This window comes from Chitinophaga sp. OAE865 (assembly GCF_040546735.1).
GTDB lineage: Bacteria > Bacteroidota > Bacteroidia > Chitinophagales > Chitinophagaceae > Chitinophaga > Chitinophaga polysaccharea_A.
The window spans coordinates 2,738,709-2,757,462 of record NZ_JBEPOF010000001.1 but is presented as its reverse complement, the minus strand read 5'-3'; the positions used below and the strand labels follow the sequence as shown (position 1 = coordinate 2,757,462).

Genomic DNA, 18,754 nt, shown 5'->3' with positions numbered 1-18,754 from the left:
AACAGCAACTACGTTACCAGAACCGCACATAAATAACGGACAACAACAGTAATATCGTTACTATCAAAATTACAGAAGAAGGCTTCAGTTTAAACATTTCATAGTCCAGCTCAAAAGCTTTGGCGCTTACCTTCGGCCCTGCCAGACTGATAGCCACCATTACCAGTACGGTAGTGAGGAAAGACCATCCCAGGCTGATAAAGAAAGGTATTTCATATTCTCCCTTCGCATTGTGGAAGGCGGAATACAAAATGGTTTCGGGGCCAAAGATCTTTACAGCGATCTGGTTAAAGAACAGGGAAGCGGCAAAGCCGGTAATGATGCCAGCTATGGCAGCAGCGCCACTGGTCCTTTTCCAGAACATGCCCAGAATAAAAGTGGCAAACACGCCTGGGCTGATAAAGCTGGAATACTTCTGTACAAAAGTATAACCGCCGGCGCCGCCAATATCCAGCACATCGTTCCAGGTAAATAATACGCCTATCATGATAGCTGCAATAATGGTGAGCCGGCCGGTCCATACCAGCTGCTTTTCATCTGCTTTGGTATTGATATATTTCTTATAAACGTCCAGCGTAAATATAGTGGAGATGCTGTTGGACTTACCAGCCAGTGAAGCCACAATGGCAGCGGTAAGCGCAGCAATGGCCAGTCCTTTTAAACCCGCTGGCAGCAGCGTTAAAATGGCCGCGTAAGCGCCATCTTTTTGCCCTCCTTCCAGCTGGGGCAAATGACCATGCTGATACAACACATACGCCACAATACCCGGCAGCATTACAATTACGGGCATAAGTATTTTAAGTAAGCCGGCAAATAAAATACCCGTGCGCGCGGTTTGCAGATCTGCTCCCAGCGCACGCTGCGTAATATACTGGTTGCATCCCCAGTAGTTAAGATTGCTGATCCACTGCCCGGCGATGTACATACCAAAGCCCGGCAGGATGAGGTACTTATTCACATAGTCCTGCGGCGCGCCGGCAGCAGGCTTCTTCAGCATCATATGAAAATGGTCGGGCGCTTCCCGTACCAGTATATTAAACCCGGCCAGCACATCTTTCCCCAATCCGAATTTTTCACTTACCACTGTCAGCGCCATCCAGGTGGTGGCCAGGCCGCCAATGATCAGTACACCCACCTGTATCACATCGGTATAGCCGATTACTTTCATTCCTCCCAGTGTAATTACTACGGAGAAGATAGCCAGTGCCACCATTACTTCATGAAAATAGGCGCCCCCGAGTAGCCCGTTAATGGCGAGGGCGCCCAGATACAAAATAGAAGTGAGGTTAACAAATACATATAAAAACAACCAGAATACAGACATAATTAACGCTACCGTTTCATTGTAACGTGTTTTCAGGAACTGGGGCATGGTGTAGATCTTGTTCCTGATATACACCGGCATAAGGAATACCGCCACAATGATCAGCGCGGCAGCTCCCACCCATTCATATACCGATACCGCGATGCCCACAAAAAAGCCATCTCCGCTCATCCCTATAAACTGTTCCGCTGAAATATTAGAGGCAATAATGGAAGCGCCGATGGCCCACCACGTAAGCGATCCTTCTGCAAGAAAAAAATTCTTTGAAGCAGTTACCGTTCCCTTCTTCTTTCTTTTATAAATCCAATATCCGTAAGCAGCAACAATTATAAAATACAACGCAAATACCAGGTAGTCTTTGACAACAAGTTGATTACTCATAAGTGGAGCGGTTGATCAGCAGTTTTTTTAACGTGGGTGGAAATACCTGGATATAATATAACAAATTCCGGCATGCAGAAGAAAAGGATTACCGGGAAAGACTTCAGCAAGTTGCCTCCTTACCGGTAATCCATCATATCACCGTCTAAAACTTTAAAGTGGATGGCAGGTATTTCGCTACCAGGTCTTCATAATAAGGTCTTAATTTTTTCCAGTCCGGTGGAGTTGGACTCTTGGAATACAGATCATACGGGTTGAAAAGATTTACCCATTTGAACATTTCGTGATCGTGCGCACTCATCAGGTGATCGTAGGCATGTTCCCGGTGCTGCGGGTAAAAAGAGTGATAACGCAGCATATACAGGGCTGGCTCAGGTAAATGATCCTTCATGATCTGGTAAATATATTCATCATGTCCCCAGCTCAGGTGCACATTTTCCAAACCGCAGTTGGGCTCATATACGCCATACTTTGTATTATAATCCGGGTTATTGATATCCGGGTTATTTTTGAAGAATTCCGGGAAAACGATCTTGTCTGAGAAAGCGCAGCCTACAGGATAGGTATCTCCCACTACCGCCCATTGCGGTTCACCGAAAAGGCATAATACCTTGCCCATGTCGTGAAACAAACCGGTAAGCACCATCCAGTCGGGATGTCCATCAGCGCGGATGGCCTCAGATGTTTGCAGCAGGTGCTGGAACTGGTCAAGGTCTGTATCAGGATCGGAGTCGTCTACCAGCTGGTTCAGGAAATCGAAGGCATCCCATACCGACATTTCCCTTTTATTGAAAGACAAAAATTCCTTTTCCTTTTCTTTCACAAAGGCATACGACTGGTAAGTATGATTTAACCGGTAAAATTCGCGCACCGTATCACGGGGAGGCGCTTCATAGTTCCGGAATTCGGCGGTGCTTTTTTCTTTATTGATATTGGCGGGATCCGGATACCTCTCCAGTAAATCATCTTCCCATTGATCCAGTGAAGTAAGTGGTGCAGGATTTGGCTGCCCGTTAACGTTATCCATAATATCAGATTTTAAAAAGTTCGTGGAAATAAAGGAAAATATCCTGCTCTAAATATGCGATCTTTTTAAAAATCTTCCGCATAATAGAATAACTTTATTTACTTAACCGATTAAGTAACACGGCCGTATATGGAAAACGTCACCATCAGGATGCTTGCGGAAAGATTGCAGTTATCCACTGCTACCATTTCAAAAGCGCTGAGTAACAGTCATGAAATAAGCGAAGAAACGAAACAGCGGGTACTGGCGCTCGCCACAGAGCTGAATTATGTGCCCAATCCGTATGCCAGCAGCCTGCGAAAGAAATCCAGTCATACTATTGCCGTGGTGATCCCTGAAGTAGCCGACAGTTTTTTTGCAGAAGCGATCAACGGCATAGAATCTGTTGCCCAGGAGAAAGGCTACCATGTGCTTATTTACCTTACCCATGAAAGTTTTGGAAAAGAACAGGCTATTTTAAAAGATTTCCAGAGCGGCCGGGTAGACGGGGTGCTTATTTCCGTAACTACTGAAACTGCTGCCGCCGCACACGGACTGGCGCAGCTGGTGAAAGAGATTCCCGTAGTATTTTTTGACAGGGTATGTGAAGAAGTAACGGCCGCCAGGATCACTACAGACGATGCCAATGCCGCTTACAACGCCACTGCGCACCTTATTGCCGGCGGATGCCGTAATATAGGCCTGTTATCAGCCTCCCGGCATCTTTCCATCAGCAACAGGCGGGCAGAAGGGTTCCGGCAGGCGCTCGCAGATCACCAGCTCCCGCTTACTGATACCAGCATCCTTTATTGTTCCAATGAGCCTGCCGAAACAAGGCAGTTATTGAAAGCCGCCTTAAAGCAAAATCATTACGACGGCCTTATCGCTACTACCGAAAAACTGGCCACCGCTGTATACCTGGCCTGTGAAGAACTTTCGCTCGCTATTCCCGGCGATGTACAGGTGATAGGCTTCTCCAACCTGAGCACCGCGAGGTTCCTGCAACCATCGCTCACCACGGTGTCACAACCTGCCTTTGACATGGGCCATGCCGCGGCCACCGTGCTTTTCAAAGCCTTGAAAAGCAGCAGCTTTCCGCTGCAGGAACAGCAGCAGGTAATTCCATCTTCACTGATCATAAGAAATTCCACAAAAGCATTATAAACAGCTGTCACGCAGCATTTTCATATAGGCGCTACCCTTTTCACGGGCGAAATCTATATTTCTCCCGGGGATATTCTCCGGATGAGGATACTGGCTTAAAGCTTTCGCTATTTCCGCTTCCCGTAAAAGGTGCAGCATTGGGTAGATGGAGCGGTTGGTGTAATTGGCAGCATCTTCCGGTTCCGTGCCGGCAAATTGGTACAGCGGATGAAAGCTTGCCAGCTGGTAAATACCTGTATACTTTTTCCGGTGGATCATTTTTTCCGCTGCCGCCACCAGGTCAAGATAATCATGAAATGCGGCAAAGCCGCCGGGAAAGATCAGCAATGTGGTAGATACAGCCGGATCCCTGTCCAGCAGCAAACATTCCTGCAACAGCTCCTCCCCTGCACTGTACAGTGTTGCAGCACCACTTACCTGGTAATGGATACTGTTCTTCTTTACTTCCCTGTTGGCAAAAGGACAGAAGTTACATCCTATCACAATTTCCCTGACCCAGTTACGGGTTTGTGAAATTACTGTTGCAGCCTGTTCCGGATTATATACCATAGCGGTGAAGATACGGATAACTACCCGGTAACCAGGGTATTGCTGAAAATGATTACTGCCGGTACCCGCGTATATACGCAGGTACCGGCAGTAACCGGGTATAGTGTTTTTAAGGATAAGTAATTCGTACAAAACGGTTGGCATCACGGTAGTCGAACTTCGTAAAGGTACCTACTACCAGCAGCGCTTTCTCTCCTGCCACAGGCAGGATCTGTGTAATACCGCCGCTCTGGGCGTTCTGATCAAGCGTTACGCCGCCGATGGTATTATACGAAGGATGGATAGCGCCTTTATCGGTAAGTACGATCATATTGTTGCGAACCAGTCCGCTGAACTCTGAAAAGATGCCGCTTACAATTACTTCGCCCCCTGGCATTAAATGCGCATTGAACAAATAACCGTTGGAGCCGGCGCCTACATCAAACGTAGGATCTACGACCCCGTTCTCATTGATACGGGCCACATTAACGCGTTTAAGTCCTCCAAAGGTATTGAAGCGGCCCACAATGATGAGCTTCCCGTCCGGTTGCCGGGTCATGTTCAGGATATTCTGATCGGGGCCTGCGCCTGCGGAGAAGGAAGGATCAAGCGTACCATCTGCATTTAAGCGCGCAATGCGGTTCACCGCCTGCCCGTTGTATTTGGTGAAGGTGCCGGCAATCAGCAGCTTCCCATCGGGCAAAAGGATAGAACGATTGATATAACCATTGGGACCTTCTTTACCCATGTGTTTTACCAGGTCGTAGTTGTAAGTGCTGTCCAGGCTGCCATTCGGCATTAAGCGCACCAATCCGTTGATCTGGATGGAATCAAGGTGAACGGAATCCTGTCCTACGCTGCCGGTAAGATTATAGTTGGGCTGTACATAAAAACGGAAAACACCGGTAAGCAGTATCTTTCCATCGGCCTGCACATGCATATTGCTCACCTGCCCGGAAATACCGCCTTTTAAGGAAGAAATGGTGATTTCCTTACCGGAAGGACTGAATATTTTATCTGCCGCCAGGGAACCGTTGTTGTTCAGCAGGGCAATACTGTTTACAAAATTTACGCCTTCATAATTATTAAAGGCGCCCGCCACCAGATACTTCCGGTCGGGACCGGGCAACGCCGCGGCGGTGAGCACATAGGTATTGGTCCCGTTTTTCTTATCGGGCCCAAAACTGCCATCTACTTTACCATCGTGATTAATCCTGGCCACGCGGTTAAGTTTTCCTTCCTTACCGGAGTTATCGAAGTCCGTAAAATCACCTACCACCAGGTACTTCCCGTCTTCCACAGGAATAATATCCGCGATGCCTCCATTTGCGGCCACTTTACTGGGGAAAAGGGTATCCATCTGGAAGGTGCCTGTTACCCGGAAAAAAGGTCCGAAGAAATACTGCTGGTCCACCTGTGCGGCCACATTGCCGGTGGCTGCCTGCGCAGGCACCTTTACACGCGCGGTAGTATCTGTAAGCTCCAGTATAGGCGCACTTACCCCATTAAAGAGGATGGCCAGTTTATCCTTGTTTTTAAGAAATCCTTTCCCGCTTATCGTCACCTCCTCTCCTACACGGGCACGGTCCGGATTAATACCATTTTTGTTGATATAAATGGCTGGCTGCACCTGTTCTTTGTATGGATCTTCCCCTTTGGAGCTGATCTTATCTTTGGTACAGGCGCCTAACACTGCCAGGAGTATTATTAAGAACGTATATTTTTTCATACTGAATGCGTTAATGGGTTATTGATTCTGCAGTTCCTGTTCCGCTGTTCTCAGGAATTCACCCAGGCGGAAACCGAAGTCGTGCCGGAAACTCAGTACATGCAGCACCCCGTTTGTTGGCTGTATATCCGATGTCATCACCAGTACTTTGGGATTGTTGGCAAAGGTGACCGGGTCATAGGTAATATCTGTCAGCTGCATTACCCGTGCACCTACTGCTTCCACGCCGTTATAGTTCTGGTAGATCAACCCGATGTTGAGAATATACCCGCTGCTCATTACGTAGTTAATACCCGGGTACGCATATACGTTTACCGGGTCGATACGTGCAAATTTATTAGCCGTGTATTTACCCTTCATGATATACATTCCCAGGAACTTCTTCCATACTTTACCGGGTATATCGGCCAGCTTCACGCTGTCTTCCACCATTATGTGCCGGTATTCGTTCAGCAGGTCAATAGCTTTTACAATGCTCTGGTCTGTTGGCGTGAAGAAAGTAACGGAATCGTTCTGCAACATTTCTTTCAGGCCTGCTTTCTCCACCACATATGCCACCGTATCAAAAAGATCGGTATTCTGCACCAGGTAGTCATAAATGGTGCCTTTATAATGCGGATCTGCAAGGCCGCTGTCGATATAGTAATCCTTTTTACAGCCGGAAAATATCAGGCCTGTTATCAACAGGATACCGGCTAAGGTTAATAACTTTCGCATAGTGAATATTTTTTACAGTTATTGTATCCAGTATTGGTTCCTGGTGATCAGCGGATTGTTATTTACTGCGGATGTTGCAATTGGCCAGGTCCATGCTCCTTTCTCCATCAGGTCCGGTGTGAGCGGGTTCTCTGTCAGGTTCCTGTTGCCTATCCTGCCGGTGCGTATCAGGTCATACCACAGATGTCCTTCTCCCATCAGCTCTTTTTCCCTTTCAAAGAAAATGGCTTCCTTCAGGGGCTCGCCACCACCGCCGGCATACAATTTTGCGCCAGCGCGGTCGCGCACCAGGTTCAGCATTTCAATGGCTTCTGCATTCCGGTTGCCCAGGTTAGCCAGTGCTTCTGCCCTCAGCAGGATCACGTCTGCATAACGGAACAGGATGAAGTTGGCGTCATAGTCCCTGGTAATGGGATTGGTAATGGCGGAAAATTTCAGGAACATCGGCTTCTTTTCTCCCTTTTGTGCATAGGGATCATCAAACCAGAGATCCATCCGCTTGTCGGATTCGCCCCGTGGATAGATCCTGTCCAGGTGCCTTACCATGGGAGTAATTTCACTGTTGCCATTCAATCCGTCGCGGATAATAGGATCATGTAATGTCCACTGGCAGATGAGGAAGTGGAAAGCGCCTCCATAATTGGCATCAAGCGACAGTTCAAAGATCCCTTCTTCGGAGCGGCCTTTGAAAATAGCCTGGAAGGTTTCCTTGGTATAAGGCAGCAGTTTGTACTCATGCAGGTCCATCAATTCTTTGATGAGATCGGCAGTCTGGCTCCAGTACTTTTGCTGGTTGCCCTGGTCAAAACCGGCGCACCACATATTGATATGCGCCATCAGCGCCAGCACTGCGCCTTTGGTGCCACGCACGGCCCTGTTCGTGGGATCGTCGTAGGAGATCACCATATCGTCTTTGCAGCCTGCGAGATCTTTCAGGCAAAAGTCCAGTACGGTGAGCATTTTTTCGCGGGGCTTCAGCGTGATGTCATACGGGTCTGTTTGTAAAGGCACATCGCTGTACAGGCGTGTCATATAGAAGTAAATAAAAGCGCGTATGAACCGGGCTTCTGCCACCAGGGCTTTCTTCTCTTTTGAACTGAAGGAAGGATCTTCAATACCGGGTATCCTGTCTATACAAAGATTGGCGGTAGCAATAGCCTGGTAAAATAATCCCCAGTCGGGAATATCTTCAATGCCATCACCGCCGGCCTGCAGCAGGCGGTTGGCAGCCAGGTTACGGAACCCGTTCTTATCAAACCAGTTCCAGTTACCGGGCCTGAAATCGCCCACATTATATACCACACCGTTGGTAAACTTCTGCAGCAGCTTTGCATAGGCGCCGTTGATGGCCTTCTGCGCATCTCCTTTTGTTTTCCAGAAATCCTTTCCCGAAAGGGTATCCAATGGTTTTACTTCCAGGAATTTCTTACAGGAAGCAGCTCCCAGCAACAAGCAGAAAAGCATTCCTATTCTAATCCAGTATTTCATCTGAAAATAATTTAAGTATCATTAAAATTGAGCACCGATACCGAATGTCAGGCTGGTAGCGTTGGGATACCCGTTGATATCATCCCTTCCCAGCGAAGTCACGGTTTCCGGGTTTGGCCCTGTATATTTTGAGAAGATGGCTACGTTGTATGCAGTGAGATAAGCACGCAATACCCGCAGCTTTAACTTCTTCATAAAATCAAAATCACGGAACTGGTAGGCCAGTGTGATCTGGTTAATCTTGAAGTAAGAACCATCTTCCATCCACAGACTCTGATCCAGCCTGTTAGGCGCTACCTGCGCATCATGGTCAAAGGATCCGACAATTGCAGGATACGAGGACTTATCGCCCGGGTTCTTCCAGTAATCGAGCTGGTTGATATCATACAGGTTGATAGGCCCGGCGGCAGTGCCACTTGACCTTGATAACTGCTCAGGATATTGAAGACGGAAAATCCTCGCGGCAATGGCATTATTCAGAATACTGCGGTCGGCCAGGAAAGTACAGTTGATATTGAGCGACAGGTTCCGGTAACTCAGCGTATTGTTCAAGCCACCGGTGAACATTGGTTCGGGATTACCCATGATCACATAATCAGCGCCATCCAACGCATAGTCGCCGTTCAGATCCCTCCAGATAGGATCGCCTGCCTGGAAATATTGGGTACCCGGACCTTTAAATGCTTTGTAACGCACTCCCCTGATAGGATCTACCGGTACATCAGATGTATTGGCATAAATCCCATCTGTCTGGTACATATAATTGCTCTGTGGATTTCTTCCCACTTTCAGTGCAATGCTCTGGTAAGTGTTCTGGTCTACATTAATGAAGAGCTGGGAACCGCCAGGTAATTCGGTGAGCACCCCTTTGTTGTAAGCGCCGTTGATAGAAAAGATCCACTGGAACCCTTTAGGGTCACGGTTCATAACAGGGCGTGTAGTGATAGACAACTCATGCCCGTAGTTCACAATGGCGCCGCCGTTCACCTGCATTTTGCCATAACCGGTAGAATTAGGTAACGGGATATCGCGTACCAGGTTGTAGTTGTTCTTGTAATAGGTATCATAAATGATTTCCACGCGTCCTCTCAGCAGCCCCAGGTCTACCCCGAAGTTAAACTGCGATGATTTCTCCGGCTCCATGTAGGGATTGGCCAGCACACCGTAGTTAGGATTGATGGAAATGGCGTTATTGTAGTTCTTCACACTTTCGTACGCGCCCAGTGAATTGAGAATGGTGGCGGTAGGACGACTGTTAACCCCATAGGTTACACGCACCGATCCGTAATCCAGCCAGTTCCAGCGGCGCATCAGGTTTTCCTTGTTGAAGTTCCAGCGAACGCCAACAGATGGATTTTTCGTATAGGGGTTGTTGATACCTGCCGATGAGTTTCCGTCCAGCCTGTAGGCCAGGTCCAATACGTACTTGGTACGATAGTTATAAGACAGGAACCCTGCCCATGAAGCCGCATGATACACATAAGATACCGGGGTACCATTCACGTTTATTTCACTGGCATTGTTCCAGGGGTTACCGGGGTAGAAACGCGGCGAGTAACCACGCGGGCCCCAGTAATAATCGTTCGGGCCGTTCCGTATATCCTTCACGTGCTGGTCGTCCGACTTGATATTCACTTCACTGAACACGCTGGCATAAATATTATGCCCCTTCTCCTGGTCGGAAGGCCGGCTGCTGTAGCTGTAGTTCACACCATTCCTGGTGTTCAGCTCATCGTGCCGGCCAACGAAACCGTATAAACCGGTTTGGTTGTTATTGGAAAACGACTGGTTAAACCGGTCTCTTGTATCTGTATAATAATCGTAAGAAGTGGTGGAGTTAATACGCAACCCTTTTATAATTTCATAATCCACATCCACGAAACCGCGGATATTGAGGGTATTGTTATCATCAATATTATTCTCATATCCGCTCAGCTGGGGGTTGCCAACAAAGGTAGAAGGGCCGGGCATCAGGGAAGATGTAAAAGAGTTTCCGGCGCCGTTGTTGGTTAACCCGCCGCCGTTACCCCGCTGCTTCTGACCCAGCGCGCTGAACAACTGCGCCCCGATACGGAGTTTCTGACTTGGCTGCATATTCAGCTGCATGTTCAGGCTGTATTTATTAAAGCCGGTATTTTTCAATACGCCCTGGTTCATCTGGTAGGCGAAGTTGGCTTTATAGTTCATCTTCGGATTACCACCGCTGATCTGGACGTTGTTATTGGTATTCAGGGTAGTCTGGTAAAATAATCCCTGCCAGTCGGTGGAATTATTATAAAACGCATTCAGGCTGTCTGTCAGGAACTGGGAATTAGGATCACCCAGCATACTGCGGGCTGCCTGCAGATCCCTGGCGTTTTTCATGATGGAACTGATACGATACCTGCGCTCCGCATTACCGCCAATGGTAGGCCGCAAAGGAGGCGGCAGGTTTACAAACAAACTGCTGTTGATATCAATGATCGGGGTAGGTGAGTTACCACGTTTGGTAGTTACCACAATTACACCGTTAGCACCGCGGGAGCCATACAATGCAGTTGCCTGCGCATCTTTCATTACTACGATCGACTCTACGTCTTCCGGCGGAATTAACGCCAGCGGGCCGGTAGCCGCGCCGGGCTGCAGCATCGATTGTGAAATACCTCCGTCGAAATCTACCGGCACGTTATCAATTACCAGCAACGGGTTATTACTGGTGAGATAGGCGTTATCACCGCTTCCGCTTACATCCAGCTGGGAAACCCCTCTAACGGACATGGTACCACGAAAACCAGGAGCGCCGGAGTTATTCTGGATATTAAGCCCCGCAATCTTACCCTGCAGTAATTCCTGGATGTTGGACACCGGAACATCCTGCAGCGCCTTTCCATCTATTACGCCGGCAGAACCGGAGGAGGTTTCCTTGGTACGCTTCTGGTAACCGATGATCACTGTTTCTTTCAGTGACTTATTTTCAGGGCTCATGGTAACATTCAGCGTGGTTACCTTTCCTACTTTAACCGTTTCCAGCCGATACCCGATGTAACGGAACTGGATGGATTTTTCAGGGTCCACCGTAATAGTGAAATGCCCTGTGGGATCGGTAACACCCAGGCCTTTATTATTTTTTATATCGATGATCGTTACGCCGGGGATCCCTTCTTTGGAAGCGGCATCCGTAACCCGTCCCTTAACGGTAACAGCCTGTTGGGCAAATACCGTGTTGCCGGCTCCTGTCAATAACAGGAAGAGAATTACCAGCGTATGTATGTACCGTTTTTTCATGGCACTAATGTTTTAATGTTTCAGAATACAGTTACCGGTTTAATCGTTGGTAAACTTGGGATTTACTTTAAACTTGAAGATTACATCCCAGCTGCCCGGCTCAAATACAGCGAACCCATAGCCAATGCCCGCCTGCCTGCGGGTACCATAGGAAACACGCTCATAGGAGAAAAAGATGCTGGCCTTTTCATTGATACCAACATCCGCCAGCACGGGGTAAGGACTGGTAACATCCCAGGTAACGGTAACACTGTCTTGTGAAAACTTCCGGTTAAAGCCAAAAAACACGTTCGTACCAATGGTATTGCTATAGTATCTCAGGCTATCCCATTGGGTGACATTAAAATTTGACATCTTAATAGGTAAGGAATCCTTATCAAAAAATTTAAAAGTGAGTGTATTCTTTGCAGTGCCTGTTTTAACAAAGTACACGTTCACCTGGTCGTTGTTGATCGTGTTGTTTTGCATATCCTGCACCCCAATAAGCGTAGGATGATTATACACCAGGTTGCCATTGGATTCCTTTTTCTGAAGCCCGGTGATATCATCAAACTCATAAGGCTCATATGGGCGCGGGCGTCGGAGATCCAACTTTCTTTTCTGGAAAGTTTTCTGCCCGCCCTTGTTCTTTACCAGGATATCGAAAGTATATACGCCTTGTTTTATTTTGGAACTGTCGGTAGCCCAGAAAACAAGGTCGCCGGAGGTGGAGCGCATATCAAGCACCGGTCTTTTCACCTGGAAACGTTTGGCTTCAATTTCCGCCACCGTTTTTTCGGTACCGCTGTAGTACTCCTTCCATTGCCAGGTATTCACTTCTTCCAGCAACTCTGTTGCAGGCGTGCCATCGGGCCGGGCAATGTTCTTCATTTCAAAAGTGAGTGGTTGTGTGGAATTGTCTGCGTTGAATTTTCCGTAGAACACATTTGTACGTCCAAAATTTGCCTGGTAGGTATCACCATCGAAGTTGGCGTTATTACTGAAGTGCTCTTTTTCATCAGGCAGCAGCTGCTTGTAACAGCCTGTTGCCATTGTTGCCAGTGCAGTGGCTATAAATAAAGTATATACTTGCCTTTTCATTGCTATGGGTTTATTTTGGTGAAGATGAGACGGTGCAGGTTCAGGTTTGCCTTTTTGATCATCACTTTCATCAGGTGTTTTCCTGCGGGCAGATCCGCCGTTCCAAAGGCTCCCTGCCAGGTTTGCCAGCCACCGGTACCCTGTATGGGAATATCTTCACATACCCTTACTTCATCGATAGTGAGATAAATAAGACCACCGCCATTGCCGGCAATTCTCAGCTCTACTTTATATTTTCCTGCTTCTTTGATATCAACGGTATACCTTACCCAATCACCATCACTGGTCCAGCCAATATTGTAATTGCCGCCCGGGCTGGTGGACCCGTCGCCTTCAGAACAATTTTCTGTACCAGGATCATCAGGGCGGTAGGTATGGCCGCCGTTAGGATTACGGTAATTATAGGCTACGCCTTTGGGGCCTTCGTCATAATCTGCCGCATTCACTATGCCGGGTATTTCAAGCGGGTAACCCAGGTAAGGCCCCTGCGCCGGTTCCAGCGATCTGGGATAGGCTTTCCCCACAAAAGAAGTAAACCCGAACACATGCCTGGTTTCCAGGATATGCATCAGTCCATTGGTGGATTTGATATCCACGTTCTGGGTAAGTGCAACGGACCAGTCTTTTGTAAACCTTGAATCGTTTTTATCACTGTACTGCAACACGGCAGTACCTGCGCCTACCGCTCCGGAAGCATTGGTGCTGGCGGTTTTACCGTTCATTTCATGACCATATAAAGATTCCAGGTCGCTGCCATCTGCATACCGCAGTGAATCGGCTGTTACCAGACCGCGTACCATATAACGGCGAAGTAAACTGTCCCATACAGTAAGCGGAATGCTGTCGAGCGTCCAGTTGCCTTTGTCTCCAAGCCGTTCCCTGGCAAAGTTCACATTGCGGATAGCAGTAGTAATACTGTTGTCCTGCGGAACAAAAAAAGTAACCTGCTTATTTTTGAGCGTATCGGTAAGCTTTACGCGGTCTATCAGTAATAAGAGTGTATCATACAATCCTCCCTGTTGTTTGAGAAAATCATAGGTACTCACTTTCACTTCCGATAAAGGCTTTGCATTCCGGTAGTCCTGCATCCCCTTTTCGCAGGCAAAACAAGCCGTGATAACGAGTAGTATTAAATATTTTTTCATGGCAGTGATTTGTTATTTCCAGAAAGAGTTTTGAACCAGTGCGCTGTTGTTTGACAGCGCCTCCTGCGACAATGGCCAGAATGCAGCGCCCCTGTCTACATCCGCCTGTGTAAGCCTGGTATACTGCGGGATCTTTTTGAAATGTACCAGGTCGTACCAGTACCATCCTTCTCCTATCAATTCCCTTCTGCGTTCCAGCAAAATGGCATCCAGCAGTTCCTGCCCGGCGGTGGCCACGTTTACATTTTTAAGTGCGCGGCTGTTACGGATCTGGTTCAGGTCTTTCTGTGCTTCGGCGGTTTGTCCTAAGCGGGCTTTTGCTTCTGCACGCAGGAGGTACAGTTCTTCATACCGGAACACGATAATGCAGGAGGAATACATTTTCAACACCGGGTCTTTTACCGCGCCGTTGATCTGTTTCATTTTAAAGAAGATGGGATAGGCTTCTTCCATTTTTGTGAAGAAGTAGGTGGGCCGTTGCTCACGGGATTCGCTGTAGATCTTCAGCACACTGTCTTTGGGAACATAAATTTCAGACTCCCTTTTTGGAATATACGGTTCGCGGAGCGTCCAGTCTTCCAGCTGACCGGTGGAAGATATTTCCGCGTGGTCAAAGTTCATATCTACCTGGAAAATATTAGCACCGATGCGTCCGCGGAAAGCGCCGTCCAGCCTGGTTAAATCGTCCAGGCTTACAAATCCGTAACCGGTGTTCGACTGGTTATTGATAACGGTGTTAGCATACTCGAGCGACTTATCATACTCTCCTTTCCAGTTATAGATATGTGCCAGCAATGTATAAGCCATGCCTTTGGTAGCTGTAATGGAAATATGATGCGATTCTCCCTGGCCTCTGTAATCGCCTTGTTGCTCCGGCGATTTGCCATTGTATTTCCAGGGTAATCCGTCAATACATGATTTAGCTTCTTCAGCCGCATAATCCAATACTTTTTCCCATTTCTCGCGGGCAATGGTTTTCACTACGCCATCAGAGGGAGCGGTTACCAGTGGCACATCTCCCCAGATCCTTACTATATAGTAGTAAAGAAATGCACGGATATAAATGGCCTGCGAGCGATCCAGCTTCATTTCGTTTTGTGAATACCGGTAATCTGTAGCAGTTACCTGTGGTAGTTTTTCTATAGTAAGATTGCATTGCGCAATGGCTGTGTAAAATCTGCGCCAGTCGCGCCATTCATCCATTGTGGTATAACTGGCGTTCAGGTTATTTTCCACTACCGCGCGCAGGTCGCCCCGCTTGGTCGACTGAAAGTCGCCGCCACGCAGGTCCCCATACACCCAGTGTGCATTTTCGTTTGCCATGGCAGCGCGCATCAAAGCATAGCAGGCCGATAAGCCCGCGCGTGCATCGTTCTTGGTCTGCCACATATTTTCTTCCGTCAGGGCGCGGTGTGAGGGCACATCCAGCATTTTTTTACAGGATAGCATACCTCCTGCCAGTAAGAGTATTACCCCAACAACAGCAATATTTCTCATGATCATGTTTTTTAACATCAGAATTGAAAATTAAAGCCCAGTGTAAACGTGCGGGGAGCGGCCCAGTTATAGTATCCCTCATCATACCCGAAATAGCTCACTGCTTCGGGATCTCCGCCCTTGTATTTCGTCCAGGTAAGCAGGTTGGTACCGGTGGCATAAATACGCAGGTGCTCCACACCGGAGCGTTTCATCCACTCTGTTTGCATGTTATAGGCTACTGTTAATGCACGGAGCTTTACAAAAGAGCCATCTTCGAGGAACAGGGTTTGATTGGGCTGATACGCATATACCGCGCTCCATGGATTGTACTGCGGTATTTTGCTGTAGTCGCCTTCCACTTTAGACCACCAGCTGATCTCCTTGATCGCTTTCGGATCGTCGATGGCTTCCCTGTTGGCAAAGTCAAAACGGTCGGCCAGGGCCTGGTTAATCACTTTGCGGCCAAAGGAATAGTTCAGCAGGATATTCACATCCCATGCGCCGTAGCGGAAAGTGTTGGTAAAACCACCGGTGGCGGCGGGCGATAAGCGGCCTTTCATTACCCGGTCGGCGTCATTGATATTATAGTCGCCGCTTAGATCTGTCCATTTAGGATCTCCCTTTTTCAGGGTAACTCCCTGGTAGGTCATTTTCTTTCCTGTTCCGGGATTCACCGGCACTTCCTCATCGGAATTATAAATGCCTTCGTTGAGCAGCAGCCAGTAGCGGTCCACAGGTTTACCTACCAGGAAGCGCCTGTTGTTGATCACCAGGTCGGTAAGGCCATCCGGCAATGCCATCAGTTTATTCTGATTGGTATAGATGTTAATACCGGTGGTCCACTGGAATTTCTTTCCTTTCACTACATCTGCATCAATAGCCAGTTCATAGCCATAATTGCGGATATCCATTCCATTCTTTACAATACCGGTATAGCCTTCTTCTTCCAGTGTAGGTACCTTCAGTACAAGGTTACGGTCTGTTTTGGTGTATACATCCAGTGAAGCGCGCAGGCGGTCGTGGAACAGTCCGATGTCAATACCACCGTTCAGTTGCTCCACTACCGGCCAGGAAGTACCGGGCACCACATAACCGCTGGTATAAGCAGCATTGATCACCGGGAAACCGTTGTAGGTAGACATATTAGGCACGCCGTTCCATCCTGCATCCACATTGTATACAGGTCCACCGGTATACATCTGGTCCATCAGCAGCCGGCCTACACGGCCCCAGCTGGCGCGCACATTCAGGTTGCTGAGCCAGGAAGATTCTTTCAGGAAATCTTCCTTATGCACTTTCCAGGAAGCGGATAAGGTTGGCGATATCAGCCAGCGGTTATCGTTACCGAGGTAGGAGCTGCCATCCCTTCTTACATAAAGGGAAACAAAATATTTCTGATCGAGATTATAACCAATATTGGCATAGAAAGATGCCAGCCTTGATTCTGTAAAATCCTTGGTATTAAACATCAGGCGGAAATTACCGAAGCGGCCTTCCTTCTGATTATCGGTACCAGGCTGGTAGATCTTCACATAATCGCTGGAGCCTTTGTAGGCACGGCCGTAATCATAACGCCATTTATCCCATTGGCCATACTGCCCGAGCGTTATTTCCAGGTGATGCTTCCCGGAAAAAGTTTTGGCAAACTGCAGGGAGTTGTCCAGTATCATCCGCCTGCTCAGGCCATCGTAGTTAGACACATAGCTGTTGCCTTCACCGAGCGCAGTAGGCACAAAGAAATCACGGAAGTTTTGCCCGTAGTCGATGGCAAAGCGTGTGTTCCAGGTGAAGTGCGAAAGGAAGCTGTACTTGGCGTTGGCAATAATGCGGGCGGAGTTATTTTTGTTCCGGTTGATGGTATTATCCAACGCCGTATAATAATCCTGCAGGTATGCTTTGTTGGGTGACAAAGGCGCATCATAGTTAAAGAGATAATCCTCATCGCCGGCGCGGTCGCGGATAAATTCATTACGCTTGCGGTTCTGGTTAGCCACCGAAATGTCTGTGGTAAAGAACAGGTTCCTTACCGGCTGGATGTTGATACCAAAATTCACGTCATAACGCTTGATACCGGTTTTATCATACACACCCTGCTGTGATGACTGCCCTATGCTGAAACGGAAATTGGCAAAAGGTGTACCCCCGCTTACAGCCGCCTGGATGCCTTCCGTAAACCCATTCCGCAGGAACAGGTCGTCCCAGTTGGCCGGGCCATAATAGCGGGCCTGTGAAGAATCAGCCAGGTAACGGGGGAAGTTGCGCCACTGTGTTTCGTCTGCATATTTTTCATAGAAGGGCAGGCGGAAATCACTTTCATATCTTCCGTTCACCGCATCTACTGCAGGTTTAAGTGCCAACCCTGCATAGGCATTCACAGATACTTTCATCTGTCCTACACGGGGGGCTTTGGTTGTAATGTTGATAACGCCGTTAGCTGCATTGGGGCCATATTTTGCACTGGCGGCAAAATCTTTCAGTACTTCAATACTTTCGATATCATTGATATCGAGGAAGCCGAGCAGGTTGGTTTCTGTTCCCATCCTGTTGAAATCAAAACGCTGGATGTCGTAGGCAAATGCGTGCTCCATAATAAGCGGCACTCCATCCACTACATAAGTGGGTTGCGCATAAAACAGGTCGCGGTTACCCAGTAACAGCGAGGAAGTGCCCCGTATAAATACGCTGTTACGTTTACCTGGTTCCGCGGAAGGAATTCGTACGTCCACCCCCGTTACCCTTCCTATCAGCATCTGGTCAATACTGGTATAAGGGAGTTTCTTCACTTCATCAATATCCAGCGGGGAAACAGCCCCGCTGGGATTGCGTTTCAGGAAGAGTTCATTGTTGGGAAAATAGCCCAGCGTGTCCCGCCGGGTAGATGTCACCTTGGAGAAAGCAAGTGAATCTGCATTTACACCGGAGGTATCTTTTTTATTCTTAAACAACACATTCTGTGCTTCTGATGAGGTAGTGACCAGGCACATTGCTGCAAAAAAATAAATACCCCTGTGCAGGAAAAAGTAAAAGTATTTCATACATGCAATATTTAGGAATGAGAATCCCAGGGCGTAAAAGAAGCTTTACACCACACAAGTTTTTTTTTGACATGAACGGACATAGGTTTCCCTGTTCCCTCCAGGGAAATGTCACTGTAAATTAGATTCAGACCTACACCACGGCAGCTACAGCACAATATCTGCTACGCAAAATGTATGTTGCAGCATAAGCAGGTTGCGACAATAATGTTAACTGTAAAAAATCGCCTGTGAGTAGTTAGGGACAGCGTGTGCTCCCGCCAGGATGCATTGAACGTTGAGTCATGGAAACAAAGATTAATTAACGTGAAATTTTCAATCGATCTGTAATTCTGGTTTTCAATACTGTTAGTATTAATGCACAGTGGGGAAACTACAGCAAACACAGGGTCTTACTGGTCACCAATACTATCA

Annotated in this window: 12 protein-coding genes; 1 reads left to right on the top strand and 11 read right to left on the bottom strand. The window is 47.9% G+C overall.

Annotated elements, in window-relative coordinates; genetic code table 11:
- Positions 1 to 13: 13 nt before the first annotated feature.
- A complete protein-coding gene (locus tag ABIE50_RS11310; protein WP_209867326.1) occupies positions 14 to 1,705 on the bottom strand; it encodes a sodium:solute symporter family transporter in 1,692 nt (563 codons plus the stop codon).
- A 145-nt stretch (positions 1,706 to 1,850) separates the two neighbouring features.
- Positions 1,851 to 2,732, bottom strand: a complete 882-nt coding sequence (locus ABIE50_RS11305) for an inositol oxygenase family protein (protein WP_209867328.1) — start codon at positions 2,730 to 2,732, stop codon at positions 1,851 to 1,853.
- Between the two features lie 129 nt (positions 2,733 to 2,861).
- Here ABIE50_RS11305 and ABIE50_RS11300 point away from each other — a divergent pair, with 129 nt between their 5' ends.
- The gene (locus ABIE50_RS11300; protein ID WP_209867329.1) at positions 2,862 to 3,875 is read left to right on the top strand and encodes a LacI family DNA-binding transcriptional regulator; all 1,014 of its coding nucleotides are present in this window, start codon (positions 2,862 to 2,864) and stop codon (positions 3,873 to 3,875) included.
- Here ABIE50_RS11300 and ABIE50_RS11295 read toward each other — a convergent pair.
- From ABIE50_RS11295 to ABIE50_RS11255, 9 genes are read right to left on the bottom strand one after another with little or no spacing between them, the layout of a single operon-like run.
- Entirely contained in the window at positions 3,870 to 4,556 is a 687-nt protein-coding gene (locus ABIE50_RS11295; RefSeq protein ID WP_354027967.1) for a DUF1415 domain-containing protein, read from the bottom strand. The two genes, ABIE50_RS11300 and ABIE50_RS11295, sit on opposite strands and share 6 nt — an antisense overlap.
- A complete protein-coding gene (locus tag ABIE50_RS11290) occupies positions 4,534 to 6,132 on the bottom strand; it encodes an IPT/TIG domain-containing protein (protein WP_209867331.1) in 1,599 nt (532 codons plus the stop codon). Before ABIE50_RS11290 ends, ABIE50_RS11295 begins: the two co-directional genes overlap by 23 nt.
- An 18-nt stretch (positions 6,133 to 6,150) precedes the next feature.
- Positions 6,151 to 6,849, bottom strand: a complete 699-nt coding sequence (locus ABIE50_RS11285; protein WP_209867333.1) for a fasciclin domain-containing protein — start codon at positions 6,847 to 6,849, stop codon at positions 6,151 to 6,153.
- Between the two features lie 18 nt (positions 6,850 to 6,867).
- Positions 6,868 to 8,337, bottom strand: a complete 1,470-nt coding sequence (locus tag ABIE50_RS11280; protein WP_209867335.1) for a RagB/SusD family nutrient uptake outer membrane protein — start codon at positions 8,335 to 8,337, stop codon at positions 6,868 to 6,870.
- Between the two features lie 21 nt (positions 8,338 to 8,358).
- Positions 8,359 to 11,601: a SusC/RagA family TonB-linked outer membrane protein gene (locus tag ABIE50_RS11275; protein WP_209867337.1), complete on the bottom strand. Its 3,243-nt coding sequence runs from the start codon at positions 11,599 to 11,601 to the stop codon at positions 8,359 to 8,361.
- 39 nt (positions 11,602 to 11,640) lie between these two features.
- Positions 11,641 to 12,681, bottom strand: a complete 1,041-nt coding sequence (locus ABIE50_RS11270) for a DUF5007 domain-containing protein (protein ID WP_142683140.1) — start codon at positions 12,679 to 12,681, stop codon at positions 11,641 to 11,643.
- A 2-nt stretch (positions 12,682 to 12,683) separates the two neighbouring features.
- Entirely contained in the window at positions 12,684 to 13,826 is a 1,143-nt protein-coding gene (locus ABIE50_RS11265) for a carbohydrate-binding protein (protein ID WP_209867338.1), read from the bottom strand.
- A gap of 12 nt (positions 13,827 to 13,838) precedes the next feature.
- Positions 13,839 to 15,323: a RagB/SusD family nutrient uptake outer membrane protein gene (locus tag ABIE50_RS11260; RefSeq protein WP_209867340.1), complete on the bottom strand. Its 1,485-nt coding sequence runs from the start codon at positions 15,321 to 15,323 to the stop codon at positions 13,839 to 13,841.
- A 17-nt stretch (positions 15,324 to 15,340) separates the two neighbouring features.
- Complete coding sequence (locus tag ABIE50_RS11255; RefSeq protein ID WP_209867342.1) at positions 15,341 to 18,340, bottom strand: SusC/RagA family TonB-linked outer membrane protein; 3,000 nt, start codon at positions 18,338 to 18,340, stop codon at positions 15,341 to 15,343.
- Positions 18,341 to 18,754: the final 414 nt, after the last annotated feature.